Annotated in this window: 18 protein-coding genes and 1 pseudogene; 1 reads left to right on the forward strand and 18 read right to left on the reverse strand. The window is 53.3% G+C overall.

The window, feature by feature from the left end:
• Window positions 1–7: 7 nt before the first annotated feature.
• Entirely contained in the window at window positions 8–475 is a 468-nt protein-coding gene (locus tag QEN32_RS17055) for a hypothetical protein (protein WP_000828176.1), read from the reverse strand.
• 1,440 nt (window positions 476–1,915) lie between these two features.
• Between QEN32_RS17055 and QEN32_RS17060 the strand changes: the two genes are divergently transcribed.
• Window positions 1,916–2,161, forward strand: coding sequence for a hypothetical protein (locus tag QEN32_RS17060; protein ID WP_000994223.1), 246 nt, complete (start codon window positions 1,916–1,918; stop codon window positions 2,159–2,161).
• 63 nt (window positions 2,162–2,224) lie between these two features.
• Here the strand turns inward: QEN32_RS17060 and QEN32_RS17065 are convergent, their stop codons facing one another.
• The 17 genes and pseudogenes from QEN32_RS17065 to QEN32_RS17145 form a co-directional block, all read right to left on the reverse strand.
• Complete coding sequence (locus QEN32_RS17065; RefSeq protein ID WP_000171103.1) at window positions 2,225–2,671, reverse strand: hypothetical protein; 447 nt, start codon at window positions 2,669–2,671, stop codon at window positions 2,225–2,227.
• A complete protein-coding gene (locus QEN32_RS17070; RefSeq protein ID WP_265321865.1) occupies window positions 2,668–7,311 on the reverse strand; it encodes an RHS repeat-associated core domain-containing protein in 4,644 nt (1,547 codons plus the stop codon). The genes QEN32_RS17065 and QEN32_RS17070 overlap by 4 nt, the downstream gene beginning before the upstream one ends.
• A 15-nt stretch (window positions 7,312–7,326) precedes the next feature.
• A complete protein-coding gene (locus tag QEN32_RS17075) occupies window positions 7,327–7,785 on the reverse strand; it encodes a DcrB-related protein (RefSeq protein ID WP_000186513.1) in 459 nt (152 codons plus the stop codon).
• Window positions 7,786–7,844: 59 nt separating this feature from the next.
• A complete protein-coding gene (locus QEN32_RS17080) occupies window positions 7,845–10,079 on the reverse strand; it encodes a type VI secretion system Vgr family protein (protein ID WP_000011526.1) in 2,235 nt (744 codons plus the stop codon).
• Between the two features lie 395 nt (window positions 10,080–10,474).
• Window positions 10,475–10,996, reverse strand: coding sequence for a DUF2778 domain-containing protein (locus QEN32_RS17085; RefSeq protein ID WP_000968384.1), 522 nt, complete (start codon window positions 10,994–10,996; stop codon window positions 10,475–10,477).
• Between the two features lie 23 nt (window positions 10,997–11,019).
• Window positions 11,020–11,436 (reverse strand): DUF2195 family protein, encoded by a 417-nt coding sequence (locus QEN32_RS17090; RefSeq protein WP_001596567.1) that lies wholly within the window; start codon window positions 11,434–11,436, stop codon window positions 11,020–11,022.
• Window positions 11,433–12,221 (reverse strand): TagF domain-containing protein, encoded by a 789-nt coding sequence (locus tag QEN32_RS17095; protein ID WP_061383721.1) that lies wholly within the window; start codon window positions 12,219–12,221, stop codon window positions 11,433–11,435. The genes QEN32_RS17090 and QEN32_RS17095 overlap by 4 nt, the downstream gene beginning before the upstream one ends.
• Window positions 12,221–16,090 (reverse strand): type VI secretion system membrane subunit TssM, encoded by a 3,870-nt coding sequence (tssM, locus tag QEN32_RS17100; RefSeq protein WP_265321864.1) that lies wholly within the window; start codon window positions 16,088–16,090, stop codon window positions 12,221–12,223. Before tssM ends, QEN32_RS17095 begins: the two co-directional genes overlap by 1 nt.
• A gap of 33 nt (window positions 16,091–16,123) precedes the next feature.
• Complete coding sequence (locus QEN32_RS17105) at window positions 16,124–16,555, reverse strand: putative Shiga-like toxin A subunit (RefSeq protein ID WP_023166851.1); 432 nt, start codon at window positions 16,553–16,555, stop codon at window positions 16,124–16,126.
• A 202-nt stretch (window positions 16,556–16,757) separates the two neighbouring features.
• Window positions 16,758–17,531, reverse strand: a complete 774-nt coding sequence (locus QEN32_RS17110; protein WP_023206381.1) for a Rap1a/Tai family immunity protein — start codon at window positions 17,529–17,531, stop codon at window positions 16,758–16,760.
• A gap of 4 nt (window positions 17,532–17,535) precedes the next feature.
• Entirely contained in the window at window positions 17,536–18,840 is a 1,305-nt protein-coding gene (gene tssL, locus QEN32_RS17115; RefSeq protein ID WP_265321863.1) for a type VI secretion system protein TssL, long form, read from the reverse strand.
• On the reverse strand, window positions 18,837–20,180 hold the full coding sequence (gene tssK / locus QEN32_RS17120) for a type VI secretion system baseplate subunit TssK (protein ID WP_118998575.1): 1,344 nt from the start codon (window positions 20,178–20,180) through the stop codon (window positions 18,837–18,839). The genes tssL and tssK overlap by 4 nt, the downstream gene beginning before the upstream one ends.
• A 3-nt stretch (window positions 20,181–20,183) precedes the next feature.
• The gene (tssJ, locus tag QEN32_RS17125; RefSeq protein ID WP_020898423.1) at window positions 20,184–20,720 is read right to left on the reverse strand and encodes a type VI secretion system lipoprotein TssJ; all 537 of its coding nucleotides are present in this window, start codon (window positions 20,718–20,720) and stop codon (window positions 20,184–20,186) included.
• A gap of 66 nt (window positions 20,721–20,786) precedes the next feature.
• Window positions 20,787–21,272 carry an Hcp family type VI secretion system effector gene (locus QEN32_RS17130; RefSeq protein ID WP_000119443.1) on the reverse strand — a complete coding sequence of 162 codons (486 nt, stop codon included), beginning with the start codon at window positions 21,270–21,272 and terminating at the stop codon, window positions 20,787–20,789.
• A 142-nt stretch (window positions 21,273–21,414) separates the two neighbouring features.
• The gene (locus QEN32_RS17135) at window positions 21,415–21,798 is read right to left on the reverse strand and encodes a type VI secretion system amidase immunity protein Tai4 (RefSeq protein ID WP_000379146.1); all 384 of its coding nucleotides are present in this window, start codon (window positions 21,796–21,798) and stop codon (window positions 21,415–21,417) included.
• Window positions 21,783–22,268, reverse strand: a complete 486-nt coding sequence (locus QEN32_RS17140) for a T6SS effector amidase Tae4 family protein (RefSeq protein ID WP_001081550.1) — start codon at window positions 22,266–22,268, stop codon at window positions 21,783–21,785. The genes QEN32_RS17135 and QEN32_RS17140 overlap by 16 nt, the downstream gene beginning before the upstream one ends.
• Window positions 22,269–22,310: 42 nt before the next feature.
• Window positions 22,311–22,505: pseudogene (locus QEN32_RS17145) on the reverse strand (type VI secretion system lipoprotein TssJ); the annotation flags it as partial.
• Between the last annotated feature and the right edge of the window lie 57 nt (window positions 22,506–22,562).

Consider the following 22,562-nt stretch of genomic DNA (forward strand, 5'->3'; position numbering starts at 1 on the left):
TCACACGTTAATGTAATTTAATTACCTCCCCATGTTTCCCCGCATCATCCGTAAACATTGCTTGCAAGCATATTTTTTGTCCATCATTTTTAATATAGTTAAATTCTTCAATTAAAGAATAGTTAATATAGTCCACTCTATAATATAACTCCACGGATTTTGAATTAATGACATTACTATATTGAAGTTTTCGCCCTTTAAATTCACCGAGTATTTTCATTTTAGTTCCCATAACTGTTAAAAAATCTTTTCTCGCAGTGGCATTTTTGAAAGAGTCACATGACAAATCATATATCTCAGCATACTCCCCTTTATTATAAAGAGAAAAAAACTTATCAACTTCTTCTTTCGCAACTTCTCGAATAGCGCTATCATTTTTAATATTCTCTCTACCTAACCATGTAAAAAATAGAATAACGAACAACACAATCAACACCATAAATAGTAACGATAGAAAAAATCTATTTCTTTTCACTTGAATTCACCTGATAACCAATCATATTCCTTATCCATCAGATCGAAAATTTCCGATAGACACCTCGAATGCCGGGAGCATGTGAGTTCCCCCTAGTCTCCAAATCCGGGTCCCATACTCACACCTTTTGTATATTTATAACTATCAGTTTGATCACAAGCATCTGTATAAGCCATTCCCGCAAGAAGTGCCTCCATAAGAATCCCCTCCAGACTCTGATATTCCTGGTAATAAATCAGCATCAGGGGCTGATATTGTGAATAACAAACCAGCAGAAGTACCTGTACCGCTATGATCACACAATGAATAATACGCACAAACCTCTCTTTCCTTTGGGGTGTGTACTCCGGCTCCAATTGCCCCGCCATCTGCTCTGGCGTCAGCCTCCCGTAACAGTCATACCGGTACAGTTACTGCATATCTTCCGTGATGCGGTTATCCGCCTATAATGATTTCCCGGCTTTTATTCAACGAATGATTAATAATTTCATGTACAGTCTCTTATATTCTTTACTCAGAGTTATCAGCCTATCCCCCAAAATAAATCACATATTATCTTGATTATTTTTTTAAGATTATCTCTAAACATCCCTCTTTTCGATAAAGTGGCATATAATATCCATATTATCGCGATTATACTTCCAATAATAAAGATCAACATGGATATTTTATTAATCATATTCATCAAACATCAATGTCCCTATCTCTTTGATTAAATTCATTGGAGAATCCATCATGTTATGGAATTTCTCTTTATACACATCGCTAATTGATGGCTCATCTGGATCGTCAAACTGTTCACTATAAGGCAATACACCTAATAAATTTTTGCAGCACCTATCCTTGTCGGTTTCATTAAGTGATTCTGATAATCATAAATTTGCCCTGTTATATGAAGCAGTTGCTAATTTGATATTCCCCCCATGCCAGAGAGACATTGCCCACTGGAGACAATATAATAAATCCATCAGCAGCAATACCTATCCCGAGTTTGGTTACCCCACTTGTGTGCAATCTTGCAGAATTAGCCGTATTTAAACTAGCCGTTAACATTTTTGCCGGATTAAATGGAAGATTATCCAGACTATTATTAGTCTCATCTATCATGCGACTACATAATTCACATGTAAACAATCCCAGCGGATCTGTATCTGTGACGGGATTCAACGGATAGTGGTAAGGATTTAATCCCCCTTTCAGCCCTGTCGGGCCTGACTGACGAACCTGCCACACTCCGGTGCATAATATCTGAACAGATTTTAATGCAGGCCCGTTTCATCGTCAAAATACGGCCCCGGCAGCCGGTTGCTCATCACCGCCCGGTGCTGGCCGGGGAGAGGGGGGCGCAGTGCCAGGATGTCGCGCCCATACTCACTCACCCTGAGCTCCACAATCAGCCAGCATCCGGCGGATAAATAAGAATTTATTTAGTCAGCAAATATGAATGCCTCCGGCGTCAGCGTCCGCCACATCAACAGCGAAACCTGCATGACCGCCTGTTACTCACAAATCCCCAGCGGCGACTGCCAGGAAGAAGCGGGATTTGAGACCGGGCGCAGCGTGACGGTGAAGATTTCGGACGGGTGTATTGTGCTAATGGCGGACGGTAACGAGGTGCAGAAGCTGTGCGAACAGCTTTATCAGGCTGAACAGGTAGTTAAGGGGATGTGGGACGTGATTGTTTAGTGGACTGACCGGGGATTAAATAAACAAAAAGCCGGGAAGATATAAATATCCTCCCGGCTGTCATTATATCTTATCTGATACTGAAAAACCAAAATCGATATAGCCCTCAGAGCTTATTACAATACACCATTTTTTTTCTCTATTGAAGAAATAATGATGCTGAGGGATATTGTTAATAGCCATCTTTAAAAATTGATAAAATTGTTTTGGTTTAATAGAAACTGAGAAATCCAATGATGAATCATTTATATAATAAATATTATCGCTATGTAAAATTTCACTATCAATGTTATTGGCATGGATAAAGTTATTTATTTGATCAATCCAATCGAAATAATTACCTTTTAAATTCAGACTTTCATGCTTACTGGTCTTTGACCAGTTAATTTTTGAACCTATCCATTCAAAAGAGTCTGATAACTCATCAGCGATAAAACTCCAGCTATCAATGATTAAGAGTGAATCAGATAGCTGTAATATTTTCTCTTTTATTTCATCATCAAGAGTCATGATATTGGCCTTTGAGGTTTGGATGGAAGATCAAATAATTTTTGGAGTTTTGTTACGATAGATTCACTTGCATCAAATAAGAAATGTTCGCCTTTATCCTTTCCACTGAAGACATTAATATGGGCACCACTTCGTTCATCATATTCGATCCTAAATCCTGTTTTGCCATCGGCGGTTGTCATTCCTACAGGTTTTCCTCTTGTCGAACCGAACTTACCTATATTAACTCTCTCCGCTTTAAATCCACGTTCTTCTAACCATTTGAGGGCTTTATTTCTGGCCTGCTCATACGAAGATCCACATTTAAGACCTAAAGGATCGATCCATGACAGAGGATTCGGCGCATACGTATATAAGTTTATTCCACCCTTCAGCGAGATTGGATCGCCCGATATAAACTTCCCGATATCCGGATCATAAAATCTGTACAAATTGTAATGCAGCCCCGTTTCCCTGTCCAGATATTGCCCCTGGAAACGCAGGTTCTGCTGTACGGGCCGGGTTTCTTTTTCATGCGTCAGGTTCCCCCATACCTGATAGCCCGCTTCCCAGACAATATTGCCCCCGCCGTCCGTCATCTCCTCCGGCGCGCCGTTTACGTCCGTATGGTAATACAGCACCTCATCCGCTTCGCCCGGCGCCGCCCTGTCCACCCGCGCCAGCGGCTCGTGGCTCCCCTGGTCGCTGTAGATATACAGGCTGCTGCTTCTTCCCAGCCTGCACTCCTGCGCCAGCCGCATTCCGTCCCATAAAAACGTCGTCCGGTTATACGGCTTTCCTTCCGCGTCCAGTTCGTGCTTCTCCACCCGCCTGCCCGGCGCGTCGTACACGTACCCGTAACGCCGTACGGTGTCCCCCCGGGTGACCTCCACTTCCGTCAGCCGGTGCTCCGCGTCCCAGCGGTAGTGCTGCGTGCCGTTGCGGCCCCGCTTTTCCACCACCCGGCCATATTCATCGTAACGGTAATGCAGCCCACGGTATGACGTTATCCGGTTGAACGGCACCACGCTGCCTGCACCCGCCTGCGCGGTCTCTCCCTGCCGCCTGTCCAGCAGGTTCGCCGCCGCGTCGTACTGCCAGCTGTCCAGGTATGCCTCATTCCGGCACGCCGTGATGCGCCCCGTCGTGTCGTAAAAATAATCCGTCACCCCCTGCCGGCTGTGCCGCTTTTTCAGCAGCTCGTCCTGGCCGCTGTACGCATATTCCCGGTCAATAAACGTCTCCGGCACCACACCGCGCATTCCTTTACAGGTCAGTTTCCGCGTTAACCGGCCCGTCCGGTCGTACATCCGCCGCGTGTCCAGCCGCCCCTGGCTCCGCTGCACCTCACGGTGCAGGTGGTCGCGCGTGAACTCGCTGATGACATCACGCCCCAGGTTGATTTGCTGGAGATGGCCGCTCCCGTAGTACAGGTACCGCAGCGTCCGCCCGTCCGGCATCTGCGTTTCTGTGCGGTTGCCCTGAACATCGTACCGGTGCTGCAGCACGCCCTGCGCCGTCTCCTCGCTCAGCAGGTTACCCGCACTGTCGTAGCTGAACCGGATAACTTCCGGCTCTCCGCCTTCCGCCGCATCATGCTGCCTGCGGCGGATTTCCAGCAGACGGTCCGCCGCGTCGTACCGGTATTTCGTGCGCGTCTCCGGCGTGATTTTCGCCGTCAGCCTCCCCGCCGCATCACGCTCCAGACCGTGGCGGATTTCGCCCCCGCGCTCCCCGCCGTATATCACTGCCGTCACCGCATTCAGCGCGTTATACCCGTATACCCGGCGGCTGCCGCCGGGGTCCGTCTGTTCCGTCACCCGGTCCAGAACATCGTACCGGAACCGGTAGCTTTCCCCGTTCTCGTTCGTGAGCGTGGTCAGCCGCCCGTAAGCGTCGTACTCATACGCCGTTCTGCGACCCGTCGCATCCGTCTGCCTGCGCACCCGCCCCTGGCCGTCCCGCTGCCAGCGTGTTATCTGCCCTGCCGGGCTGGTGTATTTCACCAGCCGTCCCGCCGCATCCGGCTGGTAACGCTCCGTACGCCCGTCCGCGAACATGACCTCCGTCAGATGTCCGTTGCCGTCATAGCTGTAACGCGTACTGTTACTCTCCGCGTCCGTCACCCTTTCCAGCCGCGTGCGTTCATCATAAAACCATGCCGTCTGCGAGCCAGAACAGTCCGTGTGGCGCATAAGCTGCCCGTCTTCGTTCCACTGCAGGTATTTATCTCCGCCCCGCGCGTCGGTTATCCGCACCACCTGGCCGTGCCGGTCATACCCGTATACCGTGCGCTGGTGCAGCGGGTCGATGACCGCCTGCAGGTTGCCCCGCTCATCATACTCATAACGCCACGCCGCCCCCGCGGCATCCACCTCCGTTTCCGGCTGGTGCCACACCGGATGCCACTGCGTCTGCTCAACCCGGCCCAGCGGGTCATGCGTCTCCGTCAGGTGGCCGAGACGGTCATAAACATAACGCCATTTGCCGCCCTGCGCGTCCGTCATCCCCAGCAGTAACCGCTCTTCATCGCTCCAGCGGAAAGTGGTCATCTGCCCGGCCTCATCCCGGTACGCCGTCACCAGGCCCTGCGCATCCCACCAGTGGCAGCGCGTACGCCCCAGACTATCCGTCACGCACAGCGAACGTTCTGCCAGATTCCAGTCCAGACGGTACTGCTCGCCGCTGTCCGTATGATGGCCCGTCACCCGCCACGCCGCATCGTCCGGGCCTTCAAACCACGCCCAGGTGTAGTAATACCGTTCGCCGCCCGGCTCCCGGTGCATCGTCATGCAGTCGTTGTCGTCGTACGCAAACTCGCGCTGATACTGACCTGCGTTGTCCACCACCCCGTTCAGCCGCCCCGCCTCATCGTAGCGGTAACGCCGCAGCAGCTCCGGCTCCCCTTCCGGGTGATGGCGGAAGATGCGCGTCACGCGCTGCGGGTGCGCTGCCAGCTCATAGTGCAGCCGGATGCAGGGGCGCTGCCGATCGCCGCTGATTTCCACCAGACGCCCGTGGTTGTCGTAGGTCAGGTGCTGGCAGTTACTGTTGCGGTCGCCCAGCATTTTCAGCCGCCGACGCTGTGGGCTGAACGGGTCCGCTTCAAACAGCCTGTACACGCCGTCATCACTGCTGATAAGCCAGTGGCCCTGTTCGCTGCGCCGCACTGCCAGCCCCTCGCCGGGGCTGTAAAAACCGCTCCCCGGCTCCACCGCCTGCAGGTCAATTCGCCGTCCCATTGGGGATACATACGTCATGCATTTTTCATCCGGGTTGTCCGGCGTACGCTCCAGGCACACTTCATACAGCACGCTCCAGCCCCGCCCGAACATCCCCTCCGTCCGTTCATCACGGCTGCTGTAGGTCCGCTGCCACTCCAGCGGGAAGTGGCCGGGCAGACTGAAATCAACGTCATCATCGCCTGCCAGGTACTTGGCTCCGGTGGCGGCGTTTACCGGGCGGTTCAGCGCACTCCCCGCCTTCTGAACCATCATGTTAATGCCCAATCCCATCATAAAGCAGGCACTTTTAGCTGACGCCCGTCCGGGCTGCATGAACGTCAGCGCAATGGTGGTCACCAGGGTTATTTGTGACTTACCGCTTTTGATATCCCGTACCACCAGAAGCGGCCCGCCGATACGTACATCACCGGATACATGTACGCCGTTCTCAGGCTCATCCACCACTTTTGCCTCGCAGGTACAGCGTACCCCGCTGCGCGCCGCAGGCTGGCTGTTGATACGCACATCCCGCGTCCCTTCGGCGATATATTCTGCTGCGGGCGGCTCATCGTCGCCTTTGAACAGGTTCGACACGCTGCCGATAAGCGCGCTTGCCGCCTGAAAACCGGCTTCCAGCACATCGAAAGTGTTCATCGCCCCCAGTACCGTCCCCACCGGGTCATCCGTCAGCGCCTGCAGTTTCTGTGCCATAAACTGGGTGAATGAAGAGGGATGTTTGTGGCAGTCGATTTTATCATCCTGTTTCGGGTCAGACCCCGGATATGCCGTTGCCACCGTGGGCTGCCACATCTCTGAAATAAAGTGGCCCGTGTCGGAAAGCATATCGCCCGCCTCTGCCAGAGCATCATTTCCCAGCGAGGCCCATCCTTCCGCTGATCCCATCCGGCTCACCACGGAAACGACGCCCTTAGCCATATTCTCTGCCCGGCCTTTTACTGCATCCAGATATTCCCCGGCCACATCCCACATTGATTTGGCGTCCTGCCTGCGTTTTTCTTCTTCTGCCTCTGCCTGCGCCTGCGCATCCAGGGTTTCTACATCATGGCGTGATAATGCCGTTGCCGCCGCCCGCGCCGCCCGTTTGCTGTTAATCCGGGTATCGCCTGAGCCGGTCAGGATATATCCCTCAATTTTCGGCGGAAAAAGGCTGTTGGCTATGTCTTCACAGGCTTTACTGATTTTCTCCCCGGCGCCACTCAGCAACATCGTCGCGCCGACCACGGTCCCCACAAGTAATACAGCGCTGCATCCCAGCGTTGCCACCGTAGCCCCCGTCGCCAGCGCCACAACAGCCAGTGCCGCAAAATCAATAACCGCATTGATGGCGAATTCCAGCGCACTGCCCACCAGATCTGCCAGAAAGGACGTATGCAGCAGCGCGTCGCCTTCCCTTGCCGCCCAGAATGCTTCTCCCATACCACACTCCCTGTGTTATTGTCCGGTTGCCGTGTTTTCCGGGTCCAACCTGAAACGCAGATTCTTTTTGATATCCGCCCAGCGCCCCCTATCCGCTTCGGTTAACGCTGTTGAGCGGGCATAGGTCAGGGCCATCATTACCCGGCTGCTCTGTAGCACAAATACCGCCTGGTACTGGTATACATGCTCATTACCCCGGATGAACTGACTCTGTATTTCCAGCCCTTCCATTTTCCCGTCAATACCCAGCCGGACAACCTGTGCTGGCGTATAACGCAGTTCCTTAACCTGCTTTTCCAGTTTTTTCATCTGTTGTTCAACCTGGGACGCCAGTTCATCACCGTCCTGCATTTTGCCGCGGCTGATAATCAGCGCCGCATCCGGATCGCTCAGGCGGATCATATTGAGGGTGCTGTCCTGGGATATATTACCGGAGAAACTCAAGATGGCTTCGTTGATATAATAGTTCGTCATGATTATATAAAATCCTTTTTGGTCTGAAAGTGTTGATAAGTCCGGCACTAAAATAAAAACTATTCTTTGGGTGGGAAAGTTTCCTTAATTACTGCTGCCATTGCTGTTTTTTCTGACTCACCAAATGTTCCCACTTTGGGTTCTCTTTTATCCATATTTAAATCCAGCTGCCCTTTTATAGTATTAATCTGACCATCGGCATCTGTTGCAGTAATATTGAACGTTTTACAGGTTACGTAAAATTCCCCCTTACTGCTCATGTACAGAACGGTGTCACCACAACTCAGGGTAATAGAATCACCCGCTGCCAGATATAACTCTTTTACCGTCTGAATGGTTTTATTTCCTCCGGCCAGAGAGGTATCGTCATACTGAACTTTATGGTCGCGGACAGCGCCAATAGTGGCTATTTCTGACTGATCAATGACCTTAACCCGATTATTCCCCACCCAGTGACTTTCATTATTATTAACTTCAATACGCTGATCTTTTTCAGCATGTAGCCAGACCTCTTCACTACCGGGTTTATCTTCAAAACGCAGAGCGTTGGCATTGGTCGGTCCGCCGCCGATAGTGTGGCTGTATATCCCGCTCTGTGTTGCCGCGCCCGGCAGTCCCCACGGCGGCATGGTGTCCTGGTTGTAGGTACGCCCCACGATGATCGGCAGATCCGGATCGCCGTTTTTGAAATCCACCAGCACTTCCTGGCCGATACGCGGGATCTGGATCATCCCGAAGCCTTTGCCCGCCCATGGGTAGCTGACGCGTATCCAGCAAGAGCTGTTTTCATCCATTTTGCCGTAGCGATCCCAGCCAAACTGTACCTTTACCCGCCCGTACTGATCCGTCCAGATTTCCTGGCCCGCCGGGCCGGTGACGATGGCGCTCTGCGGCCCTTTGGTGTGGGGTTTGCTCACCGTCCGCTGCGGGCGGAACACCTCGCGGGTGGGGTGCAGTTCAAAACGGGTGGAAAAGGTAAAGTGCTGGTCCTGCCCGCTGTGCTGCGCATTGTCCTGCACAAACAGCAAGGTCTGCATCAACAGGTATTCCTGATTGACTTCGGCGGTGGGATAGTTTTCCAGCGTGAAGGTATAACCGGTCATGAGTGTGCGGATATTCCCTCCCCCCAGCACCCGACTGCCGGGGCTGCGCTGCGCTTCCATACGGATGCGCGTCAGCATCTCGCCTTCACTCTTGTCGAAGTAGTCTCCCGGCCACTCATAATGCTCGTAGGTGGCATGACCGGTTTCACGCGGGTTTGCCACGGTGTTTGCCAGCAATGAACGTGGCTTCGTAAAATCGAAATCATCCAGCACCCACTGGCCAGTCCGCAGACTCTCGTTTGCCGTGATAGTGTGGATAAACTCCTTGTCCAGCTTCAGCCCTTCCTGGTGCCACTCGACCAGCGGCGAGTCCGGACATGCTTTGTGGGCGCTGATGGCATCCGCCAGCACCAGCGTGTGGCTGTCCTCGCTGTGCTCAAACCACCAGTAGATACCCCACTCCTGCATCAGTCGCTGAAGAAAATCAAAATCAGTTTCACCGTACTGCACCTGCCAGGTGCGTACCGGGTAGCTTTCCACCAGCCGCTTTTCCACCGGGTAGGGGTATTCCGCCAGCACTTCATCCAGAATATCCACCACGGTTTTATTCTGGAATGCTTTGTAGTCGCTGGTATGGGTCAGCAGTTTTACCCACGGCTCCATACGCAGCTCATAGGTAACCGAACGCCCTTCATGGCCCACCACCCGCGCCGCCGTGACCAGCCCGCTGATATGTCGTTTACCGCCACCATCCAGTTCGATGTTGACGCACAGATCTTTGCCCACCATCGGTTTGAGCGGCAGGTTGGCCGCCGGGGAGACATAGCCCAGATTCAGGGTGTCGGGCGTTTTTAGCTGTACCACATAGCTGAACAGTTCACTTAATGTTTCGCCGCCGTCCAGGCTGGCGAACAGTAATGCGCCCGGCGGTACGGCGCTGCCGCTGACCGTCACATTATGCGCCCCCGGCCCGCCTGCAACAGCGGAGACGATGGCCGATACCGCATCCTGCGCCATACCTGCGGCGGCGGCAGCCTGCGCCGCTGCCACCGCGGCTTTCACCAGTCCTGATGGCTCCGGCAATGCGCCAAATAGCGATCCCGCAGCCTGTTCCACAGCGGCTTCCGCCGCATCTGCCACGCTTCCGGCGACTGAATCTGCGGTGACACCGCCACTTTCTCCGGTTATCGGCGGCGTGGTTGTCGTCAGCCCTCCCATACCGGATTTATTATTTGTGGATACAAAACTCATGGTAGTGACTCCTTTAATACCGGATTAAAATAAATAGACTCACCGTCAGGAAACAGTGCCCCGCACTTTATAATGCAACCAGCCTGTTATATTTAAATATTTACCAGAAGAACAGGGTATATTGCTGACAAGAGCCATGAAAATAAAAACACAAAAATTAGCACATAACATAAATACTGAATTACATAAATAAGGAAATGAATATAACAATATTATGATTTTATTTTTATTACGCTTACCAGATTCACATTGCATTTTATAGAAATTTGATTAATAACCAGCACACCGCCAGTCATATACTTTATCATCGTGCTCATTACTTATCTGGCCACCATTGTAATGATTGTCAACCACAGCACGTCCAGACACGATAATTTCATCCGGTTTTAACGGTATTATTGTTTTGTTCCACCATTCGTTTGCTGACCAGAAACATACTTAACATTAACCGTAAATGTCTTTTCACCATTTTCTTTTTCCGTCTCCTGTTTCAGAATACGGAAAAACACCGGTTCCACTTCAATACAACCATGACTGTAACCTTTGGTGGAATCATGGATATAAAAACCACCCCGCTTGCCCCCACAGGCTTTTCGGGTCTTCTCATCCGCTGATTCCAGCCGGATACGGTTATATCCCCAGTTCGCCCAGTATATCTCACATGTTCCGGCAGCCTGGCCTCGCGGAATGGTACTCCAGCCCCATGATGGTCCCAGATCACAATCCGCAGCATTTCTTATCGGTGCCTCCCCCTGAAACTGAATAAACAATTTATAATTCCCTTCCGGTATCGCCGCATCCGGCACACACTGTTTATCTGGCCACTGTAAATCCGGTAACCCCGTGGTCGCCTTAAATATCCCGATACCAGGCCATGTCAGCTTTTGCCCGTCAAAAGTCAGTCTTACTGCCATCATCTTCTCCCTGACTATTCTGTGTATTACAGCGGTGGTGTACAACGTATCATTAGCGCCAGCTTCTGATCCCGTACAGACTGGTTATCCACCGATAATACAAAGCTGAAAGGATAACGTCCCTGCATCTTCGCCAGTGAAATATTCCCCTCCTGAAGGGAATATGCACTTCCGCGTCCGTAACCCTCAACATCCTGCGCCAGTAAGCTGGTATAGTTGATTAATGTTGAGAAACAGCCACATTCACCGGTACTTTTTTTCAGTGTGACCGTTGTTTTCAGAATGGTAAGGTTATCCATTTCCTGACGATGAACGGGATGGATATCCACACACTCCGCCAGCGGGTTATCAATGTTTACATCTGTTCCGCCCCAGGCAAATACGGGCAGGAACATTCCTGCACAGGCAGACATAAACAGAACCTCTACAGCGTACTTTTTCACAGCATCTGACCTCTATTTTCTTCATCCACCAGCCGCAGCGCATCCACATACCGCCCTTCACTGTTCTGCTGCCAGAACCAGCCTTGCCCCGGTGTTGCCTGCCCCAGCGTCTTACCCGGCCAGCCCGGCCACGGCAGATAACGCACGCCCGGCAGTTCTACTACCGGTGCTTCATCCGGCAGCCCGGTCAGTTCCCGGCTGCGCTGCGATGTTCGTCGTAACCCACGCAGCCACTGCGCCCACCACGGCCCCGGCTGCCACATCGCCCATAGCTGGTCCACCTGCTCGGTCAGCCGCCCGCGCCGCATCGTGTCCGGCGTGATATGCTGCGCCGCCAGCCTCGCCAGCCAGTACAGCCAACCCTGCGTCTCCTGCAAACTCTCGTCCAGCCACTCCCGACCGCAGCGCTGGTAAATCACCAGCGGCCACGGGCGTCCCACGCTATCCCGTGACGCCATCAGCACTCCGGTCAGCCAGTCAGTCGTCCCACCCATCGGCAAAAATCCCGGCGACATCACAAAGCTCCACGGCAGCGGATGGTGTTCCGGCGCGGGCATATCATGTTCGCCACGCGGCGACAGGTGCATCCAGCCGTCACGCTCTTCATCGGTCGTCTGGCCTCCCGGCAACACGATATGCCGCCCGCTGCCCACCCACGTCTGGCGGTTCAGCCAGTCCTGCCATATTCGTCCCTCTTCAGCGCCCACTCGCCAGCGCACATAGTCGCGCTGGTCCGGCAGCCTGCCGAACATCGCCGGGGCTGATACCACCGCTGGCCGGCGCATTACAACGCCCTCGCCGGACAACTGAAGTTCTGCAACAGCTCCCGGCTGACCGGGTTAAAATCCCGCCCGGCGGTGATTTTCAGCACCACCCGGCGACCGTCAAAATCATATTCCACCAGTTGGCGCCCCCGCACCGCCGTTTCCTGTACCATTCCGGCGTCCAGCAGATGAAACAGCGCCCACGGCCCGCCAGTCAGTAGCGTTGAGGTATCCTGGCGAATACGCGGGCTGGCGGTGATTTCCGCCATCGAGCCGTTGCGCGGTCCCGGCCACGTCACTTTCAGGGGCCGGTCCGGACCATGGGCGTAGCGCAGCACCTGGCCGTCGATATCAATCACCAGTTCCGTGATGGCCGGGTCCATATCCACCACGCTAATCTGCATCGACCAGGAAAATTTTTTCCCGCCCTCGCTGTTAAAAAACACGCTGCGGATCTGCTTCGCCTGCTGAAACGGCGTCAGATCCGGCCCCTGCAACGTCATGTTGCCTTCGGTCGGTTTGTAGCGCCACGGATCGCTGGCGGTGTCCGCCAGCGGAGCCAGTTGTTTGCTCCAGAAAGCATCCAGTACGCCACCGCTGGCGAAGATGCGGTTAAAGTCCTCGGCGCTGACCTCCTGCGGACTGTCGGCGAACGGATAGCGCCCGTCGATGGCGTCACGGCAGTCGTCGCCCATCATCGCCTCCATCTGGGTGTTCAGCACGTCGCCGGTCCCGGCGTTGATTTTGCGCGTTCCCTGCTTCGTCAGATCCAGCAGGATGTTTTTCAGCGGCGCAGGCAGTTTCGCCGCCTCCAGTTGCAACTTGTCTGCGGCAGTAATGCGCGCTGGCAACGTCCCCGCCGCCAGCGCGCTATCAGCAATGGTCAGTTGGGTGTAATACTCGTTGAGCATGGTCAGCAGCGAAGCGATCTGCATCGTCCCACCGCCGCTCTGTCCGCCGTCCGTCCGCCCGGCAATGACCTCGCGCAGCGCGGCGAAACGGTCATCCACCAGCGTTTTTTCCAGCCGTTCTTCCGGGTGAATATCCTGGAACAGTTTTGCCGTCTGTACCACTTTCCCCGCGTTACCGGATGCGCGCTGCGCCAGTTGTTTCTGTCTGGCCTGCGGGTCCGGCGGCGGCACCAGCGTGGTCTGCTCCACCACCGCTTTTCCCAGCCGCATCAGCGGTGAGTCCGGCGACGCCAGGGTGCGCAGCACCTGTAAATCATAGGCCAGGCCGGAACTGCCCTCTTCCCCGGCACTGTTGATACTATGGATACTGTCCAGAAAATCCTGCCAGCGGCGGGCATATTCCGTCAGGTACAAACGGCGGACTTCGCGGGCGACAGACTGCTCCTGCCCCGGTATCTGGCTGCGCAGGCTGTCAGTCAGCTTTTTTGGCGTACTCTCCCGGCCCATCACCCAGCCATCGTTCGCCGTCGCCGCCGCCACAAATTCCGGTAATCGTTTGTCGAACAGCTCCCGGTAACCTTCACGGGTAAAAATACCCGGCACGCCCCGATCCAACGGCGCGCCGTTGCTACGCACAAACACCGTTCCCGCATCCGCGCCGACGGCGCGTACCAGCGTGAACTCCTGCGGCGCTTCGCTCTCCATCGCCGCCAGCGCCCGCGCATAGATACGCTCGGTACTGGTGTGACCGTCGAGGAATGCCCGCGCCTGGCGGATCAGCGCCTCATCTTTCTCATACGGTGAATGCACCACCCGGCTGCCGTCAAACAGCGCTTCGATATGCGTCAGCACGGCGGCGCGCCCGCCAAACCCGGCCACGCTGTCGCTGTTCCCCAGATCGTTAATCACCCACGACTGGATCTCCGCCGCGTTGTATTTATCTTCGTGATCTTTATCCAGATTCAGTAGCAGATAGATGCGCAGGGCATCATACGCAGCTTTACTGTCCTGACGGGCAATGGCGTCCGCCAGCACATACTCCATCCGTTTCACCAGCGGCGGCAGCAGCAGTTGATCCAGCAGGCGGTTGTACAGCGACGCCACGCTGTCGGTTACCGGCGGTACGCTGTACAGGCCGTAGCGCCAGGTCAGCGGCGGCGCGTCCGGGTCCAGTTCCGGCCAGGCGGACAGTTCCCTTGCGCTGTCCAGCAGTGCCGGGACGGGAGCCATCGCCGGTTTACCGGTGTAGGCTTTCACATCACCGTCCAGCCGGGTCGCGCGGGCGCTGATTTCATTCAGATAGTCGCCGTTGGTCTGCTGGCTGGTCTGCATCCCCTGCCACAACAGGAATGCCAGCACCAGTACCAGCAGGTGCCCGCCGAGGCGCAGCAGGCGGTAACGCCAGGCCCACTGGAGGTTTGGCTCCACCAGGTGCGCTTCACGGAAAATAAACTGTGTTAGCAGGTCATGCAGAAAGTAGCTGCGGTTGCCGTCCGGCAGAGCGTGTGGGAGAGAGGCGGATGATTCGCCACGGGCGGTTTTTATCGCCCGGACAAAGCGCTGCCAGATACTCAACTGGTCGGCCACGGCGTCGGCCTGCGCCTGCGCGGCGCTGGTGAAAAAGACCCCGCGCAGCGTGTTATTCAGTTGCGTGGCATCGAATTTTGAATCGAGGAAGATCTGTTCAATAGCCTCCAGCAACGGCTCGCCGAGGGCGGCGAACTCACGCGGGAAGGTATACAGCCGCTGGCGGCTTTTAAGGTCGTACTCTTCCTGTAACCGGGTATCCAGTCCCTGATCCAACCGCAGCGTCAGGCGCGCCAGCTCCTGCGCGCAGGCGGCGTGCAGCGCCTGCGGGTCGCCCGCTTTTCGCCTGCGGCTGTACGGCAACGTGAAGCCCCAGATTTGTGCGCGAAGATGGCTGGTCAGCGTGCGAAAATACTCGCTGAACCCCGGCAACAAATCCATTTTGGTGACCACCAGATAGACCGGAAAGCGAATCCCCAGGGTCTCGCGCAGTTCTGCCAGTCGCGCCCGCAGAGCGGCGCAGGCCGCCAGGCGTTCCGCCGGTGACTGTGCGGTTAAATCCGCCACGTTTAGCGTCAGGATCACGCCGTTAAGCGGCGCGCCGGGGCGATGTTTACGCAGCAGACCGAGAAAGCCCTGCCACTCTCCGGCGTTACGCTGCGCGGCGCTCGCTTCACCACCGTCATCGTGGCGGGCGTAGCGTCCGGCGGTATCAATCAACACCGCTTCATTGGTAAACCACCAGTCGCAGTGTAGCGTGCCGCCACCCGGCACTGTCAGGATACGCGAGGTCTGCTCCATTTGCTCCGCCAGCGGGAACTGCAATCCGGTGTTCAGCAGGGCCGTGGTTTTGCCGTCGCCGGGACTGCCGACCACCATGAACCACGGCAGCTCATACAGAAAGCGTTTTCCCTCGAAGATTTTACGCCAGCCAGGCATATCCACCCGCAACTGCCGCAGCTGCCGGATGGCCTGCGTGACAATATGGTTGACGGTGCGCAGGTCGGCTTTGATCTCGCCTGCCACCGGTACCTCTTCCCCGCGCGGATGCAGGAAGCGACGCAGCAGTTGTTCATCCATACGCAGCGCACGCCACAGCCGGTACAGGCCGTACAGCGCGTACATCAGCAGGATGAAACCAATTAATGTCAGGCGGACCCACAGCGGCGCAAACGGATGGACATCGCCCAGGGCCAGCAGCGGTGTGACGAAGCCAATCGCCAGACACAGGACACTGATGCCGATGATACTCATCGACCAGTTGACCAGCCACAGTACCAGCAGCATCAGCAACAGGGCAATGGTCACTACCCGGCTACCCACGGAGGCCAGCGGGCGCAGGGTATCAAATGACACCAGCGGCCCGACAAACCAGACCAGCAGCGCCAGAACCAGAACGCCCACAACCGCCAGCGCGCGCCGGGAAAAAAGCAGACTAAGAAATTTTTGCATTATATTTCGACTCGCCACCCAATAATCAATATTTTAAAATTCCCTGGATAAAGTAATATAACCATTAAATCTTACAGAACACTCATCAGCATTCATGAAGCTGGATGCAATGAAAATATCTTTTTCTTTATCTTTGTTAATATAGGTATATTTTGCCACGATAGATTTAACCTGATTTTCATAGTAACTATCGAAATAGGATTTTTTATCTAATATTGCCACTTTATTTTTGGCTTTATCTTTTTCATAATCCATCCTGGCCAGAGATTCTGCATAGACCTTAGATACAGGTGAGATATCAAGAATCTCTACCTTTGTTTTATCCTTTATAATAGTAGCGACATCTATATTCAGGTCATTTTTTATGGCATCAAATAATGATGACTCCATTGATGCTCCAACCGTAGCACACCCATAATCGTGCGCATAAGAAATGGCAGGAATACCCACCAACAGACAGACCATTATCTTAAACATATCAATATCTTACCACCAAGACTTTACCACCAAGACTTTATCTGAACTGGCAGCGATAACATTATCACAGGGTATACCTGTCATACTTCAGGCTGCATGTGCGTTGGCTTTCCTCGCTCACCCCAGTCACGAACTAATGTACGCTCCTGGGGATTCACTCCCTTGCCGCCTTGATGCAACTTGAATGATTTTATATCTTACAGGGATACTCTATTAATTTATTTATGATAAGTTCAGCCGCGCGAGAATTCAGTTCCTCATTGGTTTTATTTTTAAGAGAAACATAGACTAATTCATTTAATGTTAGCGTCTTAAATAAATCGTATCCACACCATAGTTTTTTCTCCGTTGCATCCTCCACGCCAAGCAGATAGATACCCGCCCTGAGTTTATCCAGTTGATTACCAGATACCCAAAATTTAAAAAAGTCATTACCTGAAAGATTAAGCGCATCCGGCGTCAGGGATAACACAGGAGATGACCGGGAAGCAATTTTTACGGAGGGTTCAGTCCCCTGACAGGGGAAATTTTTAACTAATGCTTCCTCTATCAGCACCGAAGCTCTTGCATCAGGCTTTTTCACAGAGTACCGATCAAGCCAGGCCAGCACAGTATGGTTTATTGTTATACTGTCAACCTGACCATATCCACACCACGTCTTACCTTCTGTGGCATCCGCTACCCCCAACACATACATCAGTGTATTATCTTTTTCCTGTAAGTTATCACTGGCATAAAATCCCAGAAAATCCCGTATACTGAGGTTGACATTATCGGGGGAAATGAATCCTGCGTTAATCAGGGACCCGGCAAAAACGCCACCGGGTAATAAACAACATAAAATGATCAAAAAAACACGGATAGATCGTTTTATGTGATATGTCGCTGAGATCCGATAATAATCCCCCGTCACGCCACATACTGCCGAATGATGAGACACATCATAGGTTGATTTTTTCATCATTCATTCACTCCACTACCAGAATTTCCACCCGACGGTTTTTCGCCCGCCCGGCTTTACTGCCGTTATCCGCCACCGGCACCGTATCGCCCTTGCCGACGATATGTACCCGTCCGGCAGGTACGCCGCCGGAGGTCAGCAACGCCGCAACTTCCGCCGCCCGTTTTTCCGACAGTACTAGGTTGGATGGGAATTCAGCCGAATGAATGGGCTGGCTGTCAGTGTGACCCGTTACAGTGACTGCGCCGCCCACGCGGGCGATTTCCCGCGCCGCTTTGTTAATCACTGGCCGGATTGCGTCACTCACCGTTTTCTGTCCCGGCACAAACATGGCGTCGCCACGGAAGACCACCCTACTGTGCTGGTCATCTTCGTCCACGGTCAGCAGGCCACGGGCGATTTCGTTTGCCAGCAGGATTTTCAGCCGCAGCTTATGAACCGGCACGGGCGGCGGCGGCAGTTTTATACCAATCGCATCAATATGCTGTTGTACGGTGACGGTCTGCACATCCATCCGGTGGCTGTAAAGGCCAAACAGCGTCAGCATCGCCAACAGGGCTATCCCGGCGCTCAGCCAGACCGGCACCCGGCGCATCCGCCGCAGTCGTCCGCTTATCGCCCCCTGAAAGTCAGGCGAGAGCGCGGGCATAACCGGATCGCGACGCTGTGAAAGCTGTGTCAGCAGTTGCTGGCGAATATTGTCCAGTTGCTTACGCCCGTCTGGCTGCACGCTGTAGCGGCCTTCAAATCCCAACCCCAGCAGGTGGTAGATAACCTCCAGTACGTTGCCATGCTCCTGGAAGCTGGCCGCCAGACGCCCGATGATCTGGAAAAGTTTTATCCCGCCTTCGCTTTCACCATGAAATGTTACCAGCAGGCTTTTTCCGGCCCAGACGCCGCGCCGTCCCCAGGTTGTGTTATTGGCGGCTTCATCAAGCGCCGTACACAGGCAGTAACGTACCGCCAGTACGTGCTCGCGCCGCAGGTTCGCCTGATCGCATAATGTCTGGTACAGATGCATCTCGCGTACCAACAGATTACGGTAAGGCTCTACCAGGGCCGCATCCAGTTTAGCGGGCATGGCTGCGAGAGCGCACAATAAAGGCCGGGCAGCGGCGAGCAACGGGTTAGCCGCCGAGCTGATTTCAGCCAGCCGGAGTTTGCTGTCCGGACCGTCTTCAACGATGACATTGAGTTCCGTGCGCTGGCTGGTGTGTACCGGCGTTTCATATTCACTGTCCTTATGCTCCGGCGTGGTGGACAAAAAGGACATCATGTCCGCCGCTGGCGGCGTCAGGGTACTGTCTGTCATTTATCGCGCACTCCCCACAGTTCTGTCTCCAGCCCCGGAAATTCCCCGGCGGTATGCATGGCCATCCCGCCGTAACGGGCAATGTGTTCCCACAATGCTCCCTCGCGGCGGATGTCGTAATAGATGTATCCGGCCTGAAACGGGATTTGGCGCGGTGGTACAGGCAGAACCTGCAAAGCCAGCCCCGGCAGATGCGAGCGGATCAGTTCCGGCAGGCGATCGGATGGCCCGATTTTGGTCTGGGCGGCAAAATGTTGCAGTAGCACATCGGTCGGCATTGAAGCCTTTATCGCCAGTACCAGCGTGCTGAAATCGGCAAGATCGGAAGGAGCCACCACCGCATTCAGGATGCCGTAAGCCCCCTCTTTCAGTTCGATGCGCTGCGCGCCCCGGATCAGTACCGCATTCAGCAGGAACTGCACCTCATCAACCAGCGATTTCAACCCGGCATAGGGCGTCAGGTGTTTGTACTCTTTGTATTCAGCGGGCCGTCGCGTTTGTGGACGCACATAGGTGGAGAGTTCCCCGGCCAGTTCGGACAGGTAGCGATACAACACTTCCGGGGCCAGCGGCGTTTTCGCCAGGTGGGTCAACAGCGGCTCAAAGCGATTGAGAATTTGCAGCAGCAGGTAATCGGAGACCTCCGCTGCTTCATGGCCGTGGTTGTCGCTGCCTGTCAGCCGTTCCGCCAGCGAATCGGCCCGCATCCGGATGAGATCGTTGATCCACGACAGCCAGGTACACATCAGTGAACTGGCCTGATAATTAATGATGGGCGGGATCAGGTCGTGGTCGATATCTATCCGCCCGTCAGGGTTCAACCCGGTGATGCGGGTCAACGGCAGGCCAATCCAGGCGCCCGTCACCGCTTTTTCCGGCAGCAGCCGCAGGCGCAGGTGACTGAGCTGTAATAACTGCGCGCCACGTCCCAGCGAGTTGGCGTCGCGGATGTCGTGTTCATGTACCGAGAAACGCGCCAGTGATTCCGGGTTATTGTCAAACGTAGTTTCTTCGCTGTTCGGCGCGCGAACCGGTACCGCCAGACAAATCTGCTGGTTCAGGTGCTCCGGCAGGATGGTCAGCGGCGGCGGCAGCGGGGTGTGGTCCGGTGCGTTAAACGGCGTGCCGTCAGGGAAAATCCCTGATGCCTCTTTCAGTATCAGTTTACCGATGTTCAGCGCTTCGCCATCAATATTGTAGTGGCTGAATCCCCAGAAAAAGGGGGTCAGCGGCAGGCTGCGGTAATGCATGACGTGTTCCAGATAACGCTCTTGCTGCTGAAACATCTGCGGCAGTAAAAATTGTCCTTCACTCCAGACTACGCGGTCATTCCAGCTCATAATTCATTTATCCCGTTCCGTAATTACAATGGCGCTTTGTTCCAGTTCCGCCTCCAACTGCACTTTTCCTTTCCCCGGTATGAAGCTGCTGTACCAGGCTTTTTCCGGGGCTTCCGGGATTTTGTAGGTTACTCGCCAGACCGATTTGGCCAGGTTACGGTATCCGGCCAGTACGCCGATTGCCGTGGTCTGCGCATTCAGCGGGCGACGCAGTTTTTTCTCTTCGCCGGGACGCAAAATAAAGCTGTCGCGACGCACTAAATCGTCGGTAAGGACGGATTTGTCGTTGTCATGGAGCGACCAGTAATCAGCTGTCGTGAAAGCGGCGTCATTTTTTAGTTCATAAACACGAATCTCAATGGGCGCGGCCTTCTTCTGATTGTCAGGATTCACCTTATCGGAGGCTTTCACGCTCAGGTCGAGTCGCTGTGATTCGAGGTCAGGTAACGCATCGCTACTGCCGCATCCGGAAAGCAGGAGCAGTACAAAAGGCATAGCTACCGCACATAACCGCCGAGTGGGGTTACGCCATTTATTCACTGTAAATTCCTTTAAAATCAAAACAATAAATCCGGCCAGATATAAATCTGGCCGGAAAAACAACCGTTAAATTTCTTTGTTGGCCTTGAAGTCGTAGCCTGCGGTGATGGTGCCGCCGCTGCCGCCCTGCTGGTTCTGCACCACGTATTCCTGCTTCACGGTGCTGAAGGAGAGTTCAATTGATTCGCGAGACGCAATTTCCCCTCCCTGGCTTCCGCTGGGCGATACCATTGCAATAATCAGATCTGTGAAAGTGTACTTGAGGTACTCCAGCGGATTGCCGCCAGCCTTACGCATAACCAGAATGGCCTGCGGAATGTGCTTACCGGAAGAGCAGTATTTGAACAGGTTCGGGCTGGCGCGATCGATGTAATGTTCAAATGAAAGATTAGTGACGGAGACCTTACCGGAACCGAGACCGCTACCGGCGTGCATGGTGGATTCCTGATGAATATTCCAGCGCCAGCTCAGTACTTCAATTTCATTTTTGTGTTTGTCATCCATTGACTCGCCGTCAATGCCGTCAATTTTCAGAAAAATGTCATAAGACATATCTACTATCCTTTTAACTACCTAAATTAAGCCCTGATTTATCTGCTTTATTAGGTGAACAGATTAACTATTCCTGTACAGCTCTTTCTTACCCATAAATTCATCAGAGCAAGAGAACGTATGCTTTTAATATCTTTGAATTTTACTTCTCGACACGCCTTTTAATTAATTCATTTAATTCCCTGTCGTGGATAAAATCTATGCACTTCATGGTATTAAAATCTGATGATATCGAGCCGTTATATTTCAACCCTGAATATTTTTTCGCAATCTCATCAATTTCATGGTAAATCTCCACAGATTGTTTACCATATTCAAGGTAAGCACTGGCCGTAGCTCTGGCATCGTTTTTAACGACATCATCTTTGTATACTAATGCCAGACAATGACTCAGCGCCCAGTTTTTTAAGAGTTCCGACTGTGAATATTGTGTGGTCAATGCTTCTTGTGCAAAGGATGGCTGCCATACCAGCATTCCACTTATGCTGAAAGTAACTAATATTAACCATTTCACGGCAGTATCCACAGAGTCCCAACTTCAGGAACAAATGGTCCATTATCTGGGTCATTTAATAAGTGGCACTGATCTGAACAGATACTGCCATTCCATAATGTAACGTGTCCTCTGGCATTGCTCCAGCCATGCCCTTTTACTACGATAATTCCTTTCTTCCCTATAAAGTCACTCTGTTTCGGATTATTAACAATAAGATCAGGCTTGCCCATAGTATGAGTAAGATAATCAATCATATCATTCACGCGATAAATATAGAATTTATTATCGGCACCACTAACCTTTGCATACGGAGAGTTACGGGCTATTGGGAATCCTGTCGCATTCAAAACATAGCTCATTCGAATAGGGCAGGCATTTTGAAAATAACCACCAGTTATATTTTTCCCAACGTTTCCACCAATAATGCTACCCACATCAGCGACGGAATGATTCACCTTCCTAAAAGCTAACCACGCTTCATTGAATGAAGGTCTGTTCATTTTGCTTACCCTCTAAAAATTCTGTGTAGGTCATTAATTCTCAACACGTATCTTCATGGACGCCGCTTTCTTCTGATTGTCAGAATTCACCTTGTAAAATGCTTTCACGCTCAAGCCAGGCCGCTGCGATTAGGGGTCAGGTAGCGAATCGCTACTGCCGCATCCGGAAAGCAGGAGCAGTACAAAAGGCATAGCTACCGCACATAACCGCCGAGTGGGGTTACGCCATTTATTCACTGTAAATTCCTTTAAAATCAAAACAATAAATCCGGCCAGATATAAATCTGGCCGGAA

Origin of the sequence: Salmonella sp. SA14318 (genome assembly GCF_029866905.1) — a bacterium.
Classification (GTDB): Bacteria; Pseudomonadota; Gammaproteobacteria; order Enterobacterales; family Enterobacteriaceae; genus Salmonella; species Salmonella enterica.